This is a genomic window from Sphingobium sp. B2D3A (assembly GCF_025961795.1).
In the GTDB taxonomy this organism is placed as follows: domain Bacteria; phylum Pseudomonadota; class Alphaproteobacteria; order Sphingomonadales; family Sphingomonadaceae; genus Sphingobium.
Genome location: NZ_JAOQOI010000001.1, coordinates 1,141,600 through 1,158,189 on the forward strand (window position 1 = coordinate 1,141,600; position 16,590 = coordinate 1,158,189).

The following is a 16,590-nucleotide window of genomic DNA, read 5'->3' on the forward strand; positions in this document are numbered from 1 at the left end:
TGCCGGAGAGGAGAAAATGTGCCCGGTCTAATACGCAAATTCCTTGAGCAGCGCGTTCAGCACACGCGATTTGGGCATTTGGTGGAGCGGAATGCCGGCACTCTCGAACCAGCTCTTGTCCGCCTCAGGATGCGGACCGCTGAGGACGACCGTTCCCCGACCGAATGTGTAGGCTGCTGCGGCGACATCGCCATTGGCATAGAAGCCGAGAGGGCGGAAACCCGCTTCGCGGCTGCGCCGGAAATAGGGGCCGTCTTGAAAGAAGATACTGTCGGATTGGCCGTCCCAGCGGACGGTAATCGCGGCGTCGTCGCTCGATGTGATCGGAAACCCCGGCCGCCCCACTTCGCCATCAAGCTCGTCCTCAATCAGGCCGATGTTGTTGGCGTCGGCAAGATAGGCACCCATGCAAATGCCCAGATAGCCTCCCCCGCGCGACACGAAGTCGCGGATGGCGGCTATCCGCCGTGGTCCAAGAGCCTTGAGGGCCGCGCGAATGTCCTGCCCGCCGCCGGGCTGCACATAGATCGCATAATGGCGCAGGTTGGCAGACGTGACGTCGCGCGGTTCCTCAGGCCCGATGAAATCGACCTTGTAGCGCGGATCGACGTGCTGGATCGCCTGTTTAGCGGTTTCCGAGCAATCGTCACATCCCGCAGCGCCGCGATAGACTGCGACATGGATGACTGGCTGTGCATGAGCGATCTGGCTGCACAAGGCGGCCATGCTGCATAGTATCACGAACCAGGCACGCAGCGTCATCACTCATCCTCTTCCGACCTGCGGCATGGGGACGGCAAGAGCGCCGTCCCTTTGGCCTTACGCCTATAATCATCTGCCGGAGCGGCTCAAGATCGGTTGGATTCCGCTGCGATCAGGTACTTCCGGTGCGGGTGGCGGTGCTGCCGTTGAACGGCGCACCGACTAGGTGACAAACCTCCGCGCTCCCCTTATGAAAGCCGCCATGCCTCGTCTGCGCTTCACAGCCGCGACTACGCCCACCACCCGGACTAGCACCGGGGTCGTCGGCACGCGCCTCATCGATTGAAGCGCGCAGGACCGAAGGCCCCATCCCAGCAGCGGATCGGGGCGGTCATGCGCATCCGGCCCGTTCCGCCTCTTCCCAAGTCTATCGCACTTGCCTAAGCGGCAAGCCGCACAGCAGGAACCAGACCGATGACGCAACAGGTGACAATCACGCTCCCCGATGGCTCGCAGCGCGAGGTTGCGCGCGGCACCACGCCGGCGGAGATCGCCGCCGCGATCGGCCCCGGCCTCGCCAAGGCGGCGCTGGCCGCGCGGGTGGATGGCGAGCTGGTCGACATCACCCGCCCGCTGGAGGCAGATGCGCAGCTGGCGCTGGTGACGGCCAGGGACGAGGCGGACGCGTTGGAGCTGGTCCGCCACGATTATGCGCATATCCTCGCCGAGGCGGTACAGGCGCTGTTCCCGGGCACGCAGATCACCTTCGGCCCGTCCACGGACGATGGCTTCTATTATGACGTCGCGGCGCCGGCGGATCGCGGGCCGTTCACCGAGGAAGACCTGCCCGCCATCGAGGCGAAGATGCGCGAGATCATCGCTGCCGACAAGCCACTGCGCCGCGAGGTCTGGACCCGCGAGCAGCTGGTCGAGCGCTGGACGGGGCAGGGCGAGCGCTTCAAAGCCGAGTGGGCGGCCGAACTGCCCGGCGACGAGGATCTGACCGTCTACTGGTCCGGCAGTGACTGGCTGGACATGTGTCGCGGGCCGCATCTCGCTTCCACCGGCAAGGTCGATCCGCAGGCCTTCAAGCTGACGCGCGTCTCCGGCGCTTATTGGCGTGGCGACCAGAAGAACGCGATGCTCTCGCGCATCTACGGCACCGGCTGGCTCAACAAGAAGCAGCTCGACGCGCATCTGCTGCGACTGGAGGAAGCCGCCAAGCGCGATCATCGCAAGATCGGGCAGGAGATGGACCTGTTCCACCTCCAGCAGGAAGCGCATGGCAGCGTATTCTGGCATCCGCAGGGCTTCGTCATCTGGCGCCAGCTGGAGGCCTATATGCGCCGCGCCATCGATGACGCGGGCTACAACGAGGTGAAGACCCCGCAGGTGATGGATGCGCGCCAGTGGGAGCAGTCCGGCCACTGGGGCAAGTATCGCGAGAATATGTTCGTCATCCCGGACGAGGTGCCGAATGTCGAGGACGAAGGCCCGCTCGTGTCGAATGATGCGCAGTGGATGGCGCTCAAGCCGATGAACTGCCCGGCGCATGTCCTCATCTTCCGCCAGGGCATCAAGAGCTATCGCGATCTGCCGCTGCGCATCTACGAGAATGGCTGCTGCCACCGCAACGAGCCGCATGGCGCGCTGCACGGCCTGATGCGGGTGCGCCAGTTCACGCAGGACGATGCGCACATCTTCTGCCGCGAGGACCAGATCGTCGATGAAGTCCGCGCCTTCTGCGCGCTGGCCGACCGCATCTACAAGGACTTCGGCTTTACCTATTCGATCAAGCTCGCGCTGCGCCCGGAAAAGCGCTTCGGTTCGGACGAGATGTGGGATCTGGCCGAGACGGAACTGCGCAACGCCGTTATCGCGGCCGGCCTTGCGACGGACGAGTATGGCTGGGAGGAGCTGCCCGGCGAAGGCGCCTTCTACGCGCCCAAGCTGGAGTGGCACCTCACCGATGCCATCGGCCGCACATGGCAGGTCGGCACCATCCAGTCCGACCGCGTGCTGCCCGAGCGGCTGGATGCGAGCTATGTCGGCGAGGATGGCGCGCGCCACCGGCCGGTGATGCTCCACCGCGCGATCTTCGGCAGCTATGAGCGCTTCATCGGTATCCTCATCGAGCATTATGCCGGCAAGTTCCCGCTGTGGCTGGCGCCGGTGCAGGCAGTGGTCGCGACCATCGTCTCGGATGCGGACGGCTATGCGAGCGAGGTGGTCGAGAAGCTGCGCGCCGCCGGCATCCGCGCCGAGACCGATCTGCGCAACGAAAAGATCAACTACAAGGTGCGCGAGCACAGCCTTGGGCGCGTGCCCAATCTGCTGGTCGTGGGCCGTCGCGAGGCGGAGGAGGGCACCGTCGCCCTGCGCCGCCTCGGCAGTGACGAGCATCAGAAGGTGCTGAGCGTGGAGGAGGTCATCGCGCAACTGGTGGCGGAGGCCACGCCCCCGGATCTGGCCTAACCTTAGCCCCTCCCCTGAAGAGGAGGAGCTAGATGATGAGAAGCCGATGAGCATCCACATCCGCAAGGCGACTCCGGCCGATCTGCCGCGCGCGCTGGCGATCTGGCGGGCGGCGGTCGACGCGACGCATGGCTTTCTCACGCCCGAGGACCGGGTTGAGATCGATCGCATGGTCGAACACGAGCATCTTCCCTCCGTGGACCTGTGGGTCGCGACGGATGCGGCCGGCACCGTCCAGGCCTTTCTCGGCATGGGCGAAGACGAGATCGATTCGCTGTTCGTCGATCCCGCCGTGCATGGTCAGGGCTATGGCAGCGCTCTTGTCGCGCACGCTCTCGCGCTGGTGCCCGGCGCAAAGGTGGACGCCAGCGAGCAGGCGCCTCATGCCATCGCGTTTTACGAAGCGCGCGGCTTCGTGCGCACGGGGCGCTCAGAGACCGATCCGGCAGGGCGGCCCTATCCGCTCATTCATTTCCGCCATCCGGGCTGAGGGATGCCGCAACGCCCTGCTCACTCATCATGCGGCCTCGCTGATGATGGCCCTTGCCGTGAGCGGCTTGCGATCCTAAATGCACGGTGCACGCAACTGTGGCCTTCGCGCCGCAGTTCGCCTCGTGTCGCGCTACGGCCTCTTTCCGTTCTCATGGAAAACCGGTAAGGTGCGCATCTCGCATATGTGAATTGGCAACAGGAGAAACTGCTATACGTCCCCCGATGATGCGCCGCCCGATGGCGCCACAGCCCGCGAACGGCCCCCGCTACAATGAATTCATCAGTGTGCCCAAGGTGCGCGTCATTGATGAAGAGGGCGAAAATCTGGGCGTGATGTTCACGCGCGAGGCGATCGAGCAGGCAGCGGACGTCGGTCTGGACCTGGTAGAGGTCTCTCCCAATGCAGACCCGCCGGTCTGCAAGTTCCTGGACATCGGCAAGTATAAGTACGAGGCCCAGAAAAAGGCGAATATCGCCCGCAAGACCCAGAAGACGCAGGAGATCAAGGAGATCAAGATGCGTCCGAACATCGACGATCATGATTATGATACGAAGATGAAGAAGGTCGTCGATTTCATCGGCGAGGGCGACAAGGTGAAGGTCACCCTGCGCTTCCGCGGCCGTGAAATGGCGCACCAGCAGCTCGGCATGCAGCTGCTCCAGCGCGTTGCCGAGAACACGGCCGAGATCGCCAAGGTCGAATCCTATCCGCGCCTTGAAGGCCGGCAGATGCTCATGGTGCTCGCACCCAAGGGCTGAGATTTTCGGTCAGGGGGCGGTGCCTGCGCCGCCCTCGACCATTGCTATGGCTTTCCCCGTCAGCGCATCCCGGCCTTTCGTGCCCTGTTGACCCGCGCGCTGGCTGCGCTCACATGGGCGCGCCATGATCCAAGCCCCGTCTCTCAAGCTCTTCAACAGTCTTACGCGCCAGCTCGAGCCGTTCGATCCCGTCCACCCCGGTGAGGCGCGGGTCTATAGCTGTGGGCCGACGGTCTATAATTATCCGCACATCGGCAACATGCGCGCTTATGTGTTCGCGGATACGCTCGGGCGGACGCTGAGTTTCAAGGGCTACAAGCTCACCCACGTCATCAACATCACCGATGTCGGTCACCTCACCGACGACGGCGATGCCGGCGAGGACAAGATGGAAAAGATGGCCGCGCAGCAGGCGCAGTCGATCTGGGACATCGCGAAGCACTATACCCAGGCCTATTGGGCGGACGTGGCGGCGCTGAACATCCGCCAGCCGGCGCACTGGTCGATCGCGACTGATTTCGTGCCGCAGATGATCGAGTTCGCCAAGAGTATTGCCGACCAGCATTGCTATGAGCTGCCGACCGGCCTCTATTTCGATACCAGCACGGTCGCCGATTATGGCCGCCTTGCCCGCGCCGCGACGGACGAGGGCGAAAGCCGCATCGATCCGGTCGAGGGCAAGCGCCACGCCGCCGATTTCGCGATCTGGCGTAGAACGCCGCCGGGCGAGAGCCGACAGATGGAATGGGACTCGCCCTGGGGCAAGGGCGCGCCGGGCTGGCATCTGGAATGCTCGGTGATGAGCCGCGCGCTGCTGGGGCTGCCGTTCGACATCCACACCGGTGGCATCGATCATCGCGAGATCCATCACCCCAATGAAATCGCCCAGAATCAGGCGATCCAGGGCTATGATGCCGATCACGGCCATCTCGATTGCGCGGCCCATTCCGGCGCACGGCTGTGGATGCACAATAACTTCCTGATCGACCGCACCGGAAAGATGAGCAAATCATCGGGCGAGTTCCTGCGGCTGCAATTGCTCATCGACCGGGGCTATCATCCGCTCGCCTATCGGATGATGTGCCTGCAGGCGCATTATCGCTCGGAGCTGGAGTTCAGCTGGGACAATCTCGGCGCGGCGCTGACCCGGCTCAAGCGGATGCTGATGAGCGCGGCACCCCTGCGCGATGTGGCTGCGGCTGACGCGGTGGCGCATTCCAAGCTGACGCCCTTGCTGGGGCGCTTCGATGCCGCGATCAGCGATGATCTCAACACGCCGGTCGCGCTCACCGTGCTGGACGAGGCGCTGGCGATGAAGAAGGTGCCGGCCGAGGAGAAGCGCGCGCTGGTCGAGGCGATGGAGAGCGTGCTCGGCCTCGGGCTGTTCACTCTGGAGCGGGAAGAACTGCGCCTGCGTCCGAAGACTGCCGCCATCGATGAAGGGGCCATCGCGGCGCTGATGGACCGGCGCAGGGCTGCACGGGCCGACAAGGACTTCGCGGCCTCGGACGCCCTGCGCGACGAACTGCTCGCCGCCGGCGTCGAGGTCATGGACGGCGATCCGCTCGGCTGGGAATGGAGGCTCGATCATGGCGCATAAACCGCTCATCGTTCTGCCGGAAGCGCAGCGGGAGAGGCTGGAAGCCATGCTGGGCGCCGAGATCGCCGGGCGCGTCATATTGCGCGGCTTCTCCACGGCCGAAGAGGCGATGACCCTGGCGCCGGAGGCGGAGATCGGCTGGTTCGATGAGTTCGCCGGCAATGTCTACGCCAAGGGTCCGCGCGCGGCGGTGAACGCCAAGTGGATCCACACGGTGATCGTGGGCTTCGATGCGTTCCCGATCGCGGAGATGCGCGCGCGCGGCCAGATCTTCACCAATGGCGCTGGCCTGATGCCGGACGTGATTGCCGATTATGCCGTCATGGGCGCGCTGGTGCTCGCCAAGCGACTGGATGAGGTGGTGCGCGCCCATGACCGGCAGAACTGGCTGGCGCGACCGCCGGGCAATTTCGAGCTGCTGGGCGCGCGGGCGCTGGTGATCGGCTACGGCGCCATCGGCCGGGAGATCGGCGCCCGCCTGCGCGCCTTCGGCGTTCAGGTGACCGGCGTGCGCCGCTCGGCAGACAGCGCCAATGCGGTGATCGGCCCGGATGACTGGCGCTCGCGCCTCGCGGAGTTCGATTTCGTCATCATCGCCGCGCCCAACACCAGCGAGACGCGGGCGATGATCGGCGCTGAGGAACTGGCCGCCATGAAGCCGGGCGCTCGCCTCATCAACATCGCGCGCGGCGATCTGATCGATCAGCCCGCGCTCATCGCCTCACTGGAGGCGGGGCATCTGGGCAGCGCGTTCCTCGATGTCGCGACGCCCGAGCCCTTGCCGCCCGAACACCCGCTGTGGCGCGCGCCGAATGTGCTCGTCACCATGCATCTGGCGGGGCCGAGCCAGACCAGCGCCTTCCAGCGCGGCGCCGAGCGGTTCGCGCGGAACATCCGCCACTATCTGGCCGGCGAGCCCTTGGAGCATGTCGCCGACCTCAATCGGGATTATTAGGCGCGAGCGATGCTGAGGTCCGACGCCCGCCTGCTCAACCTCGCCATCGCGCTCTCCGCGCTGGCCGGTTTCGTCGACGCGCTCGGATTCCTCACTGCGGGCGGCTTTTTCGTCTCGTTCATGAGCGGTAATTCGACGCGGCTGGCAGTGGGGATCAGCGAGGGCTCCAGCGCTGCGCTGACGGCCGCGGGCCTCATTGCCGGGTTCGTTATGGGCGTCGTGCTGGGCGGGCTGGTGGGCCATCGCGCGGGCCCACATCGCCGTCCGGCCGTGCTCGGTCTGGTGACGGCGCTGCTGCTGGTGGCCGCGCTCGCCGCACCGATTTCGCCGACTTTTGCACTCGCCGCGATGGTCATGGCCATGGGCGCCGAAAATGCCGCGCTCGCCGATAATGGCGAGGTGAAGGTCGGGCTCACCTACATGACCGGCGCACTTGTCCGGCTGGGTCAGGCGCTCGCCAACCGCCTCACCGGCAAGGATGCAAGCCACTGGCGAGTCGATCTCGGCCTGTGGAGCGGGCTGATGACCGGCGCGATTGCCGGGGCTTTCGCTTATGCAAGGCTGGGCTCTTCGGCGTTGTGGATTGCGGCGGGGCTGGCGATGGTTCTCACAGTTTTGGCCGCACGGTTCGTCCCGGCGCCGCGTTAGGAGCGCCGTGCCCAACCGCCTTGCCTCAAAGCCCTCAAACGCGTAGGGGCTTGCCCCTTGTCCGCCACACCCCATGTTGTGGCGCGAACACGCTTGGAGTCTGGAATATCATGACGGCGAAATGGTCGCCCGCGAGCTGGCGGGATCATGAAGGGTTGCAAATGCCGATCTATCGCGATGCTGCGGCACTCGCGGCAGCCGAGGCGCAGCTTGGGACCTTTCCGCCGCTCGTCTTTGCAGGCGAGGCCCGCAACCTGACGGCCGATCTGGCCAAGGTCGCCAATGGCGAGGCGTTCCTGCTGCAGGGCGGGGACTGCGCCGAATCCTTCGCCGAGTTCCACCCGAATAACATCCGCGACACGTTCCGCGTGCTGCTGCAGATGGCGGTGGTGCTCACCTTTGCCAGCAAGCTGCCGGTGGTGAAGGTGGGTCGCATGGCCGGCCAGTTCGCCAAGCCGCGCTCGGCCGGGACCGAGACGATCGATGGCGTCGAGCTGCCGAGCTATCGTGGGGATAATGTGAACGACATCGCGTTCACGGCGGACGGCCGCGAGCCCGATCCGGCGCGCATGATCCGTTCCTACAATCAGTCGGCCGCCACGCTCAATCTGCTGCGCGCTTTCTCGACCGGCGGCTATGCCAGCCTCGACAAGGTGCATGGCTGGATGCTGGATTTCATGGGCCGCAGCCCCTGGGCCCAGAAGTTCAGCGAAATGGCCGATCGCATCGGCGAAGCTCTGGATTTCATGAAGGCCTGCGGTCTCTCGCCGGACACGGTGCCCCAGCTTGGCGGCACCAGCTTCTACACCAGCCACGAGGCGCTGCTGCTGCCTTATGAGCAGGCCCTGACCCGTCAGGATTCGCTCACCGGCCAGTGGTACGACACCAGCGCGCACATGCTGTGGATCGGCGACCGGACGCGCTTCGAGGGCTCTGCCCATGTCGAGTATCTGCGCGGCATCGGCAATCCCATCGGCATGAAGGTCGGGCCGAGCCTGCAGCCCGATGTGCTGCTGCGCCTGCTCGATGCGCTGAACCCGCGCCGCGAGGCGGGACGGATCACGCTCATCACGCGCTATGGCCATGACAAGATCGAGGGCGCGTTGCCCCCGCTCGTACGTGCGGTGATGCGCGAAGGGCATCCGGTGGTGTGGTCGTGCGACCCGATGCACGGCAATGTCATCAAGGCGGCCAATGGCTACAAGACGCGCCCGTTCGAGCGCATCCTCGCCGAGGTGCGCGGCTTCTTCGCCGTGCACCGCGCCGAGGGCAGCTTCGGCGGCGGCATTCATGCCGAGATGACCGGCCAGAACGTCACCGAATGCACCGGCGGCGCGATCGACATCACCGAGCAGAGCCTGGCGGATCGCTATCACACGCATTGCGACCCGCGCCTTAACGCGGCGCAGAGCCTGGAGCTGGCTTTTCTGTTGGCCGAAATGCTCAACGACGAGCTGGCAGAGCGGCGCAAGCAGGCCGCTTAACAATCGGAAGGGCCGTGGCGAGCGTCACGGCCCGTTCCCTAGATTGAAAAAGAACCGCTATCGAGCGATTGCACGGGCTTGCCCCTTGCGCGGACGGCATTCTCTGCCAAATAGGTTGGTATGCTTTCGCAACGCACGCGATATTCCATCCGCGCTCTCCAGCACCTCGCGCGGCATTATGGTGAGGGGCCGATCCAGCTCACCGATATTGCGGTCGCGCAGAATATTCCCGCCAAATTTCTGACCGTGATCCTGTCCGAACTCAGCCGTGCGGGCCTCGTGGCGACGCGGCGCGGGCGGGAAGGCGGCTATTGGCTGGCATTGCCGCCGATCGACATCCGTTATGGCGACATCTTCCGCCTCACGGATGGCGCGCTGGCGCTCGTGCCCTGTGCCAGCCGCTACGCGCACCAGCCCTGCAAGAACTGCCTGCCGGAAGATGAGTGCGAGCTGCGGCGCATCATGCTCAAGGTCCGCGACGAGACCGCCGCCATCCTCGACCGCCTGACGCTGGCCGACAAATTCGAGGATGCCGAAGTCGGCGCGCCGGCCTGATTGCGGCTGTTCTGTATTTCAAGGAGAGAGCATTGTCCCTGACCCTGCACGGCATCCCCAATTGCGACACGGTGAAGAAGGCCCGCAAGTGGCTCGACGATCAGGGCATCGCGCATGATTTCCGCGATTATAAGAAGGCGCCGCCGACGCCCGCAGAGCTGGCCGATTGGTCAGAGCAGGCGGGATGGGACGTGCTGCTTAACCGCGCCGGTACGACGTTCCGCAAACTGCCGGATGATGCCAGGACCGGGATCGATGAGGCCAAGGCCATCGCGCTGATGGTCGAGCATCCCTCGATGATCAAGCGCCCGGTGGTAACGGGGGCGAGCGCCTTGCTGGTCGGTTTCAAGCCGGATCAGTGGCAGGCGGTTCTCAAGGCCTAGGCCCGGGCGCCGCAGCGGTCGGGAACGACGCGGACGCTTTGCGCATTTGTTCAGCAGGAATTTGCTGGAAGGAATGCATCATGAAACTCGTTCTGATCGGCCTCATCACGGCCAGCGCCTTGGCTGTGTCGGGTTGTTCGACCCTCAAGGGCGCCGGCATCGGCGCGGCGGCGGGCGCCGGTACGGCTGCCGTGACCGGCAATGACGTCGGCAAGGGTGCCGCTGTTGGCGGTGCGGCCGGCGCTGTGGTCGGGACGGTCGTCGACTAAAAACGCGGCCCTGGCCCGTCAGCCGTGATGATGGGACAGGGCGCCGATGACGTCTTCGAGGCGGGCGGGGTCGCCGATGGCGATCACGTCGCCGGCGCTGGCTTCATGGAGCGGCTCGCCTGACCAGTCGCACATGTGCCCGCCGGCACCCTCGACCACCGGGACGAGCGCTGCGAAGTCGTGGAGCTTGAGGCCCGTCTCGCAGACGATGTCGACATGGCCGCTCGCCAGCAGGCCGTAATTATAGCAGTCGCCGCCGTAGATCGGGCCCTGACCCAGTCGGTCGCCGGCAACGGCTGCGGCGAGCGCGAGATAATGTTCGCCATCATGGGCGCTGAACAGATGGGGGCTGGTGGTGGCCAGTTGGGCGCCTTCCAACGCCCGGCAGCGCCGCGTGCGCGCGGGCTTGCCATTGAACAATGTCGGCTGGCCCATGGCGCCGACCCAGCGCTCTCCACTGATCGGCTGATCGATGATGCCGAGGATCGGCCAGCCGTCCTGCATCAAGGCGATCAGCGTCCCGAAGATCGGGCGGCCCGCGATGAAGCTGCGCGTGCCATCGATAGGGTCGAGCACCCACTGGCGTGACGCCCCTTCGCGAACGGTGCCGAATTCCTCGCCGATGATGCCATCCGCCGGACGCTGCGTCTCCAACAGGCCGCGCATCGCCAGTTCCGCCGCGCGATCGGCTTCTGTTACCGGCGAGGCGTCGGCCTTGGCTTCGATATCGTAAGGCGCGCGGAAAAAAGGGCGGATCGCGGCGCCCGCTGCGTCGGCAAGGGCGTTGGCGAGGGTGATGTCATCGGGAAGAGCCATGGCATTTCGCTACGGAGAAAGCCGCCGAAGAGCCAGCGGTTTTCGCGCAAGTCCCGCGCTAAAGAGACGGCGCTTCGATCCGTTTTTTGAGGGCATGAGCAAAGAGCCCCGACCATGCGCCTGCTGATGTGGGTCCTGACCCTCGGCTTTGCCTTTGGCGCGATGGGGCTGTGGCTGGACGGCGCTTTTCTGGGGGCTCGGCTGGTAGCTCTGGGGCTGGGCGCGCTGGCTGTCCTCGCCTGCCCGTTCCTGTGGGCGCGGCCCGATGGGTTGGTGCCCGATGAACTGGCGGTGCCCGGCAAGGCGCGGCTGATGCTGGCGCTGGCGCTGCTCTTCTGCGCGCCGCTGCTCCTGCCTTGGCAACTTTGGCTCTGATGCCTGTTGGCGCAGGCCGCGCCTCGGCCTATGCCTGCAGGAATGCCTGAACTTCCCGAAGTCGAAACCACCGTTGCCGGCCTGCGTCAGGTGCTCGACGGGGCGCAACTCACGCTGGTCGAGCCGCGCCGGGCGGACCTGCGCTTTCCCTTCCCGGTCGATCTGCGCCAGCGGCTCACCGGGGCGCGAATCACCGGGCTGGGCCGGCGCGCCAAATATGGCCTGATCGATACCGATCGCGGCGACACCATGATCTTCCACCTCGGCATGTCCGGCCGCTGGCGGATCGACCCGAGCGAGGTGGGCAAGCACGATCATCTGCTACTGGAGACGGCCAGCCACCGCCTTGCCCTCAATGACCCGCGCCGGTTCGGGTTCGTGCACCTGACACCAACCGATGCGCTGGGCGCCTACCCGCCCTTCGTCGCCCTCGGCCCCGAGCCGCTGGGCGATGCGCTGACCGCTGACTATCTGGCGCAGGCGCTGGAGGGGCGGGCGGCACCGATCAAGGCGATGCTGCTGGACCAGCGGATCATCGCCGGGCTGGGCAATATCTATGTGTGCGAGGCGCTGAACATCGCCCGCATATCGCCGACGCGCGCGGCCGGGCGGATCTCGCGGGCGCGGCTCGCGCGGCTGGTCGAGGCCATTCGCGCCGTGCTGGCGGCCGCCATTGCCGCTGGTGGCTCAACCCTGCGCGATTATGCGCGGCCGGATGGCGAGCTCGGCTATTTCGCCAAGGACTGGCGCGTCTATGGGCGGGAAGGGCTGGCCTGCCCCTGCGGTGGCACGGTGAAACGCCGGGTCGATTCGGGCCGCTCCACCTTTTACTGCCCCACTTGCCAGAGCTAGGCCGAGAGATGCGCTCACCCATCAAGACGCTGTCCATGTCCGCGCGCATCGCGGCGCTGCTTGTCGGCCTCATCGCCTTTGCCGGACTTTCGATCCGCTTTGCCGTCTCTCTGGAGACGACGGGCTCGCCCCAGGCCGCAGCATGGACGATGCTGCGCTTCTTCACGGTGATCGGCAATCTGCTCAGCTGCGTGGTGCTGTTCGGCATCGCGCTGGGGGCGAAGGCACCGAGTCATCCCCGCCGGCTCGCGGGCGTGATGCTGGCCATGGGCTTGATCGGCATCGTCTATGCAGTGCTACTGCGCGCGACGGAAAGCCTCAGCGGCCCCGCCGAGACCTCGAACCTCCTGCTCCATTACATCGCCCCGCCTGCAGTGGCGCTCTACTGGCTCGTGTTCGTGCCCAAGGGACGGCTGGTCTATGCCGATACGCTGCGCTGGGCGCTGCTGCCGTTGGCTTATCTGGCCTATGCCATCGGGCGCGCGCAGCTCGATGGGGGCTACCCCTATCCCTTCCTCGATGTCTCTCGCCACGGCTGGGCGCAGGTCGGCGTGACCGTGGGCCTCATCGCTTTGGGCTTCATGCTCGTCGGAGCCGTGGTAGTGTGGATCGACCGCCGGTTGGGGTGAATCCGCCGCAGAGATCGCGAAACGACTGATTGAGAGACACTTCCTGCGACGAAATCACGCAGATACGCAAAAGTCCGCATGGACTTCCGCCTTTGCGTTCCTACATGGGTGTCTCCCCATGACGATCTTGCTCCTCACATATTGGCCCTCTTCACGCGCGCAGCCTTACGTCTGCCGAGGCCGGATTGTGAGCGCCCATGGCGAGCGCTGAGAGTAACCGCGACGCTGTTTCGCCCGAAGAGCGCATCACGCTTGAGGCCTATGAGATCGATGGGCTGTTCGGCGACGAGGAACTGACCCGCATCGTCGAGTTTGCCGGCCAGCTCTGCGATTGCCCCATCGCACTGGTCAGTCTGGTCGAGGAGCGTCGCCAGAGGTTCGTGGCGAAGACCGGGATCGACGCCACCGAGACGCCCAGGAGCATGTCTTTCTGCGCGCACGCGATGCTCGGCCATGATGTCATGGACGTAGGCGACGCGACGCAGGACGCTCGTTTTCAGGATAATCCGCTCGTCACCGGCGAACCGCATATTCGCTTTTATGCCGGGGCGCCGCTTGTATCCAAGAGTGGCGAGGCGCTGGGGTCGCTTTGTGTCATCTCACCAGAGCCGCGCACTGGGCTGACCGACATTCAACGTCAGGGTCTCACCGTCTTGGCGGAAGCCACGATGCGGCGGCTGGAGGCCCGACGGGTCATGCTCGCGCATCGGGCTTGGGAGAATGCCGCCGAAGCCGATCTGGCGGCGAGCGAGGAGCGCTTCCGGGTGCTGGCCGACGCCATGCCCCAGATGGTCTGGTCCACGCGGGCCGATGGCTATCATGATTATTACAATGCGCGTTGGTACGAATTTACCGGTGCGCAGCTCGGCCGGACCGACGGGACCGGCTGGAACGGCCAGTTCCATCCAGACGATCAGGCCAAGGCGTGGGAGGTGTGGAGCCATTCGCTGGCCACCGGCGATCCCTATGAAATCGAATATCGCCTGCGCCGGTTCGATGGCGAGTATCGCTGGACGCTCGGGCGCGCATTGCCGATCAGGGATGATGCCGGCAACATCGTGCGCTGGTTCGGCACCTGCACGGATATTCACGATCAGCGCATCATGCGCGAGCAGAAGGAGCTTCTCTCGCGCGAGCTGGTCCATCGCATCAAGAACATCTTCACGGTCATCGGCTCGCTGCTCTACCTCTCCAGCCGGGGCGTCCCGGAGCTGAAGGGCTTCAGCTCGAAAATGAGCGACCAGATCGCGGCGCTGGGACGGGCCTATGATTATGTGCAGCCCCGCGAAGGGGCGCAGGCGCTGACGCTGCAGGGGCTGCTGGGCGAATTGTTCGCCGCCTATAATCTGGAGGGCATCGAGCGCATCCGCATTCGCGGCGACGATGTGCTGCTCGCCGAAACCTACATGACCCCGATCGCGCTGGTGTTCCACGAACTGGCGACCAACGCCGTCAAATATGGTTCGCTCTCCTCGCCGGAAGGGTTTGTAGACCTGATGATCTCAGGATCTTCGGAACAGCTCCGGCTGGAGTGGCAGGAGAGCAAGGGCGACAGCGCGCCGCCCGGCGATCATCAGGGCTTCGGGTCCGATCTCATCCGGCTGAGCATCGAGCGCCAGTTGCGCGGCACCTTCGTGCGGGAATGGTTGCCGCGCGGCCTCAAGGTCACGACGACCATCCCCTATCGCCTGCAGGCGGCCTGACTCCCCTGTCAGTCAGCAGTGAGTGGCGCGCAGGCAGCCTGCAGCCATGCCAGCTCCTCGCCATCCAGCTGCGGCCCGATGATCTCCCGTGTGCGTGCGTGATAGGCGTCCACCCAGGCCCGTTCAGCCGGGGTCAGCCCGTCGACGGAGATGAGGGCGCGGTCGATCGGCGTATGGCTCAGCGTCTCGAAGGCGTAGAAGGGCCGGTCGTTTTCGCCGGTGCCGCTGTCCACTACCAGCACCAGATTCTCGATGCGGATGCCATATTCGCCGGTCTTGTAATAGCCCGGCTCGTTGGAGAGGATCATGCCGGGTTGCAGCGGTTCGTCCCCGCCACCGAACGTCGCGATGCGCTGCGGGCCTTCATGCACCGAGAGGAAGCTGCCGACGCCGTGTCCGGTGCCATGGGCATAATCCAGCCCTTCGGCCCAGAGGAATTGACGGGCGAGCACGTCGAGCTGGCTGCCGCGCGTGCCGGCAGGAAAGCGCGCGCAGGCGAGCGCGATATGGCCCTTGAGCACCAAGGTGAAGCGGTGGCGCATCTCCTGCGTGGGCGTGCCGATGGCCATGGTGCGGGTGATATCGGTCGTCCCGTCGCGATATTGCCCGCCCGAATCGACCAGCAGTAGGGTGCCCGCTTCAACCGGCCGGTTCGTCGCCTCGCTCGCCTTGTAGTGGACGATGGCGCCATTGGGGCCGGAGCCGGAAATCGTGTCGAAGCTCAGGTCCACGAGCGCGCCGGTTTCTTCACGGAATGCCTGCAACCGGTCCGACACGCTGATTTCGGTCTGGCCGCCCTTGGGGCCTTCGATGGAAAGCCAGTGGAGGAACTTGGCCATGGCCGCGCCGTCCCGCGCCTGCGCAGACTTGTGGCCGGCAATCTCGGTCTGGTTCTTCACGGCCTTGGGCAGAACCGCCGGATCACGCAGCGGTTTGATCAGGGCGCCGGCCTTGTCCAGCGCTTCGAAGATCGCGGAGACGGCGCGGTCGGGGTCGACGGCGACGGCCTTGCCGGCAAGCCCTGCCAGCGCATCGGTGAAAGCGGCGCGGTCTAGAATGTCGACCGAATTGCCGAGATGCGCGCGCACATCGGCATCGATCTTGGCGGGGTCGACGAAGAGCTGCGCCTTGCCGTCCGCATGGAGCAGGGCATAAGCGAGCGCGACCGGCGTGTGGGTCACGTCCGCGCCGCGAATGTTGAAGGTCCAGGCGGTCGAATCGAGCGCGGTGAGGACGGTGGCGTCCACGTCCTGCGCTTTCATCCAGTCCGCCATATCGGCGCGCTTGGCGGCGCTGCTCTGCCCGGCATAGCGGTCTTCATGCGGCACGAGGCGGGCCTTGCTGGGATCGGGCCGATCATCCCACACGGCATCGACGGGATTATGGTCGACCGGCACGAGCGTGGCGCCCTTGCTGGCAAGCGCACGCGTCGCCTCCTCGACCCAGCGGCGGGTGTGAAGCCAAGGATCATAGCCAATCCGTCCGCCAGCCGGGGCATGGACCCCGAGCCAGGTGGCGACGCTCGTTTGCGGCACGCTCTCGAACTGCCAGTGCGCGCCATCCACCTGATCGCGCACCTGCAAGGTATAGCGCCCATCCGTGAAGATCGCGGCTTCCTCCGGCAGGACCACCGCGCTGCCCGCCGAGCCCAGAAAACCGGTGAGCCAGGCGAGCCGCTGCGCATAGCCGCCGACATATTCGGACAGATGCTCATCGGTGAGCGGCACGACGAATCCGTCGAGCGACTGGCGGGACAACTGAGCGCGCAGCGCGCGCAGGCGATCTTCATGCGTAGACATGGACAAGCGTTCCTGTTCGCGCCCGCATTCGTTCATTTTTAAGGGGCGCTCGTTAATCTCTGCCGGACAGCATAAGCGTTTCCAGACGGCTTGC

17 protein-coding genes are annotated in these 16,590 nt (G+C 65.4%); 14 read left to right on the forward strand and 3 right to left on the reverse strand.

Translation table 11 applies throughout. The features are described 5' to 3' along the window. Positions 1-27: 27 nt before the first annotated feature. A complete protein-coding gene (locus M2337_RS05270; protein WP_264571958.1) occupies positions 28-762 on the reverse strand; it encodes a BPL-N domain-containing protein in 735 nt (244 codons plus the stop codon). A 414-nt stretch (positions 763-1,176) separates the two neighbouring features. Between M2337_RS05270 and thrS the strand changes: the two genes are divergently transcribed. The 10 genes from thrS to M2337_RS05320 all read left to right on the forward strand — a co-directional run bounded on the left by thrS (position 1,177) and on the right by M2337_RS05320 (position 10,322). Next, positions 1,177-3,177: a threonine--tRNA ligase gene (gene thrS / locus M2337_RS05275; RefSeq protein ID WP_264571959.1), complete on the forward strand. Its 2,001-nt coding sequence runs from the start codon at positions 1,177-1,179 to the stop codon at positions 3,175-3,177. A gap of 46 nt (positions 3,178-3,223) precedes the next feature. Beyond that, on the forward strand, positions 3,224-3,667 hold the full coding sequence (locus M2337_RS05280) for an acetyltransferase (protein ID WP_264571960.1): 444 nt from the start codon (positions 3,224-3,226) through the stop codon (positions 3,665-3,667). 224 nt (positions 3,668-3,891) lie between these two features. Next, a complete protein-coding gene (gene infC, locus M2337_RS05285) occupies positions 3,892-4,428 on the forward strand; it encodes a translation initiation factor IF-3 (protein ID WP_181558636.1) in 537 nt (178 codons plus the stop codon). A gap of 124 nt (positions 4,429-4,552) precedes the next feature. Then, positions 4,553-6,028: a cysteine--tRNA ligase gene (gene cysS, locus M2337_RS05290; RefSeq protein WP_264571961.1), complete on the forward strand. Its 1,476-nt coding sequence runs from the start codon at positions 4,553-4,555 to the stop codon at positions 6,026-6,028. After that, the gene (locus tag M2337_RS05295) at positions 6,018-6,983 is read left to right on the forward strand and encodes a D-2-hydroxyacid dehydrogenase (protein ID WP_264571962.1); all 966 of its coding nucleotides are present in this window, start codon (positions 6,018-6,020) and stop codon (positions 6,981-6,983) included. Before cysS ends, M2337_RS05295 begins: the two co-directional genes overlap by 11 nt. Before the next feature lie 9 nt (positions 6,984-6,992). Beyond that, the gene (locus tag M2337_RS05300; RefSeq protein WP_264571963.1) at positions 6,993-7,631 is read left to right on the forward strand and encodes a YoaK family protein; all 639 of its coding nucleotides are present in this window, start codon (positions 6,993-6,995) and stop codon (positions 7,629-7,631) included. 110 nt (positions 7,632-7,741) lie between these two features. Then, positions 7,742-9,115: a class II 3-deoxy-7-phosphoheptulonate synthase gene (locus M2337_RS05305; RefSeq protein WP_181558640.1), complete on the forward strand. Its 1,374-nt coding sequence runs from the start codon at positions 7,742-7,744 to the stop codon at positions 9,113-9,115. Between the two features lie 120 nt (positions 9,116-9,235). Continuing rightward, positions 9,236-9,670: an RrF2 family transcriptional regulator gene (locus tag M2337_RS05310; RefSeq protein ID WP_181558641.1), complete on the forward strand. Its 435-nt coding sequence runs from the start codon at positions 9,236-9,238 to the stop codon at positions 9,668-9,670. Between the two features lie 32 nt (positions 9,671-9,702). Then, entirely contained in the window at positions 9,703-10,053 is a 351-nt protein-coding gene (locus tag M2337_RS05315) for an arsenate reductase (protein ID WP_264571964.1), read from the forward strand. A gap of 80 nt (positions 10,054-10,133) precedes the next feature. After that, a complete protein-coding gene (locus tag M2337_RS05320; protein ID WP_181558643.1) occupies positions 10,134-10,322 on the forward strand; it encodes a YMGG-like glycine zipper-containing protein in 189 nt (62 codons plus the stop codon). A gap of 18 nt (positions 10,323-10,340) precedes the next feature. Here the strand turns inward: M2337_RS05320 and M2337_RS05325 are convergent, their stop codons facing one another. Then, positions 10,341-11,138 carry an inositol monophosphatase family protein gene (locus M2337_RS05325; RefSeq protein WP_264571965.1) on the reverse strand — a complete coding sequence of 266 codons (798 nt, stop codon included), beginning with the start codon at positions 11,136-11,138 and terminating at the stop codon, positions 10,341-10,343. Between the two features lie 114 nt (positions 11,139-11,252). Here M2337_RS05325 and M2337_RS05330 point away from each other — a divergent pair, with 114 nt between their 5' ends. The 4 genes from M2337_RS05330 (at position 11,253) to M2337_RS05345 (ending at position 14,697) form a co-directional block, all read left to right on the forward strand. Further along, the gene (locus tag M2337_RS05330; protein WP_181558645.1) at positions 11,253-11,513 is read left to right on the forward strand and encodes a hypothetical protein; all 261 of its coding nucleotides are present in this window, start codon (positions 11,253-11,255) and stop codon (positions 11,511-11,513) included. Between the two features lie 42 nt (positions 11,514-11,555). After that, positions 11,556-12,365: a bifunctional DNA-formamidopyrimidine glycosylase/DNA-(apurinic or apyrimidinic site) lyase gene (gene mutM, locus M2337_RS05335; protein ID WP_264571966.1), complete on the forward strand. Its 810-nt coding sequence runs from the start codon at positions 11,556-11,558 to the stop codon at positions 12,363-12,365. Between the two features lie 8 nt (positions 12,366-12,373). Then, complete coding sequence (locus M2337_RS05340; RefSeq protein WP_264571967.1) at positions 12,374-12,994, forward strand: Pr6Pr family membrane protein; 621 nt, start codon at positions 12,374-12,376, stop codon at positions 12,992-12,994. Positions 12,995-13,191: 197 nt separating this feature from the next. Beyond that, a complete protein-coding gene (locus M2337_RS05345; protein WP_264571968.1) occupies positions 13,192-14,697 on the forward strand; it encodes a PAS domain-containing protein in 1,506 nt (501 codons plus the stop codon). An 8-nt stretch (positions 14,698-14,705) separates the two neighbouring features. Here M2337_RS05345 and M2337_RS05350 read toward each other — a convergent pair whose 3' ends face one another. After that, the gene (locus M2337_RS05350) at positions 14,706-16,496 is read right to left on the reverse strand and encodes an aminopeptidase P family protein (protein WP_264571969.1); all 1,791 of its coding nucleotides are present in this window, start codon (positions 16,494-16,496) and stop codon (positions 14,706-14,708) included. Between the last annotated feature and the right edge of the window lie 94 nt (positions 16,497-16,590).

Bases quoted from the DNA above. Each gene is read 5' to 3' on its own strand.
- M2337_RS05270 (WP_264571958.1), bottom strand. From the start codon at position 762: ATGACGCTGCGTGCCTGGTTCGTGATACTATGCAGCATGGCCGCCTTG.
- thrS (WP_264571959.1), top strand. From the start codon at position 1,177: ATGACGCAACAGGTGACAATCACGCTCCCCGATGGCTCGCAGCGCGAG.
- M2337_RS05280 (WP_264571960.1), top strand. From the start codon at position 3,224: ATGAGCATCCACATCCGCAAGGCGACTCCGGCCGATCTGCCGCGCGCG.
- infC (WP_181558636.1), top strand. From the start codon at position 3,892: ATGATGCGCCGCCCGATGGCGCCACAGCCCGCGAACGGCCCCCGCTAC.
- cysS (WP_264571961.1), top strand. From the start codon at position 4,553: ATGATCCAAGCCCCGTCTCTCAAGCTCTTCAACAGTCTTACGCGCCAG.
- M2337_RS05295 (WP_264571962.1), top strand. From the start codon at position 6,018: ATGGCGCATAAACCGCTCATCGTTCTGCCGGAAGCGCAGCGGGAGAGG.
- M2337_RS05300 (WP_264571963.1), top strand. From the start codon at position 6,993: ATGCTGAGGTCCGACGCCCGCCTGCTCAACCTCGCCATCGCGCTCTCC.
- M2337_RS05305 (WP_181558640.1), top strand. From the start codon at position 7,742: ATGACGGCGAAATGGTCGCCCGCGAGCTGGCGGGATCATGAAGGGTTG.
- M2337_RS05310 (WP_181558641.1), top strand. From the start codon at position 9,236: ATGCTTTCGCAACGCACGCGATATTCCATCCGCGCTCTCCAGCACCTC.
- M2337_RS05320 (WP_181558643.1), top strand. From the start codon at position 10,134: ATGAAACTCGTTCTGATCGGCCTCATCACGGCCAGCGCCTTGGCTGTG.
- M2337_RS05325 (WP_264571965.1), bottom strand. From the start codon at position 11,138: ATGGCTCTTCCCGATGACATCACCCTCGCCAACGCCCTTGCCGACGCA.
- M2337_RS05330 (WP_181558645.1), top strand. From the start codon at position 11,253: ATGCGCCTGCTGATGTGGGTCCTGACCCTCGGCTTTGCCTTTGGCGCG.
- mutM (WP_264571966.1), top strand. From the start codon at position 11,556: ATGCCTGAACTTCCCGAAGTCGAAACCACCGTTGCCGGCCTGCGTCAG.
- M2337_RS05340 (WP_264571967.1), top strand. From the start codon at position 12,374: ATGCGCTCACCCATCAAGACGCTGTCCATGTCCGCGCGCATCGCGGCG.
- M2337_RS05345 (WP_264571968.1), top strand. From the start codon at position 13,192: ATGGCGAGCGCTGAGAGTAACCGCGACGCTGTTTCGCCCGAAGAGCGC.
- M2337_RS05350 (WP_264571969.1), bottom strand. From the start codon at position 16,496: ATGTCTACGCATGAAGATCGCCTGCGCGCGCTGCGCGCTCAGTTGTCC.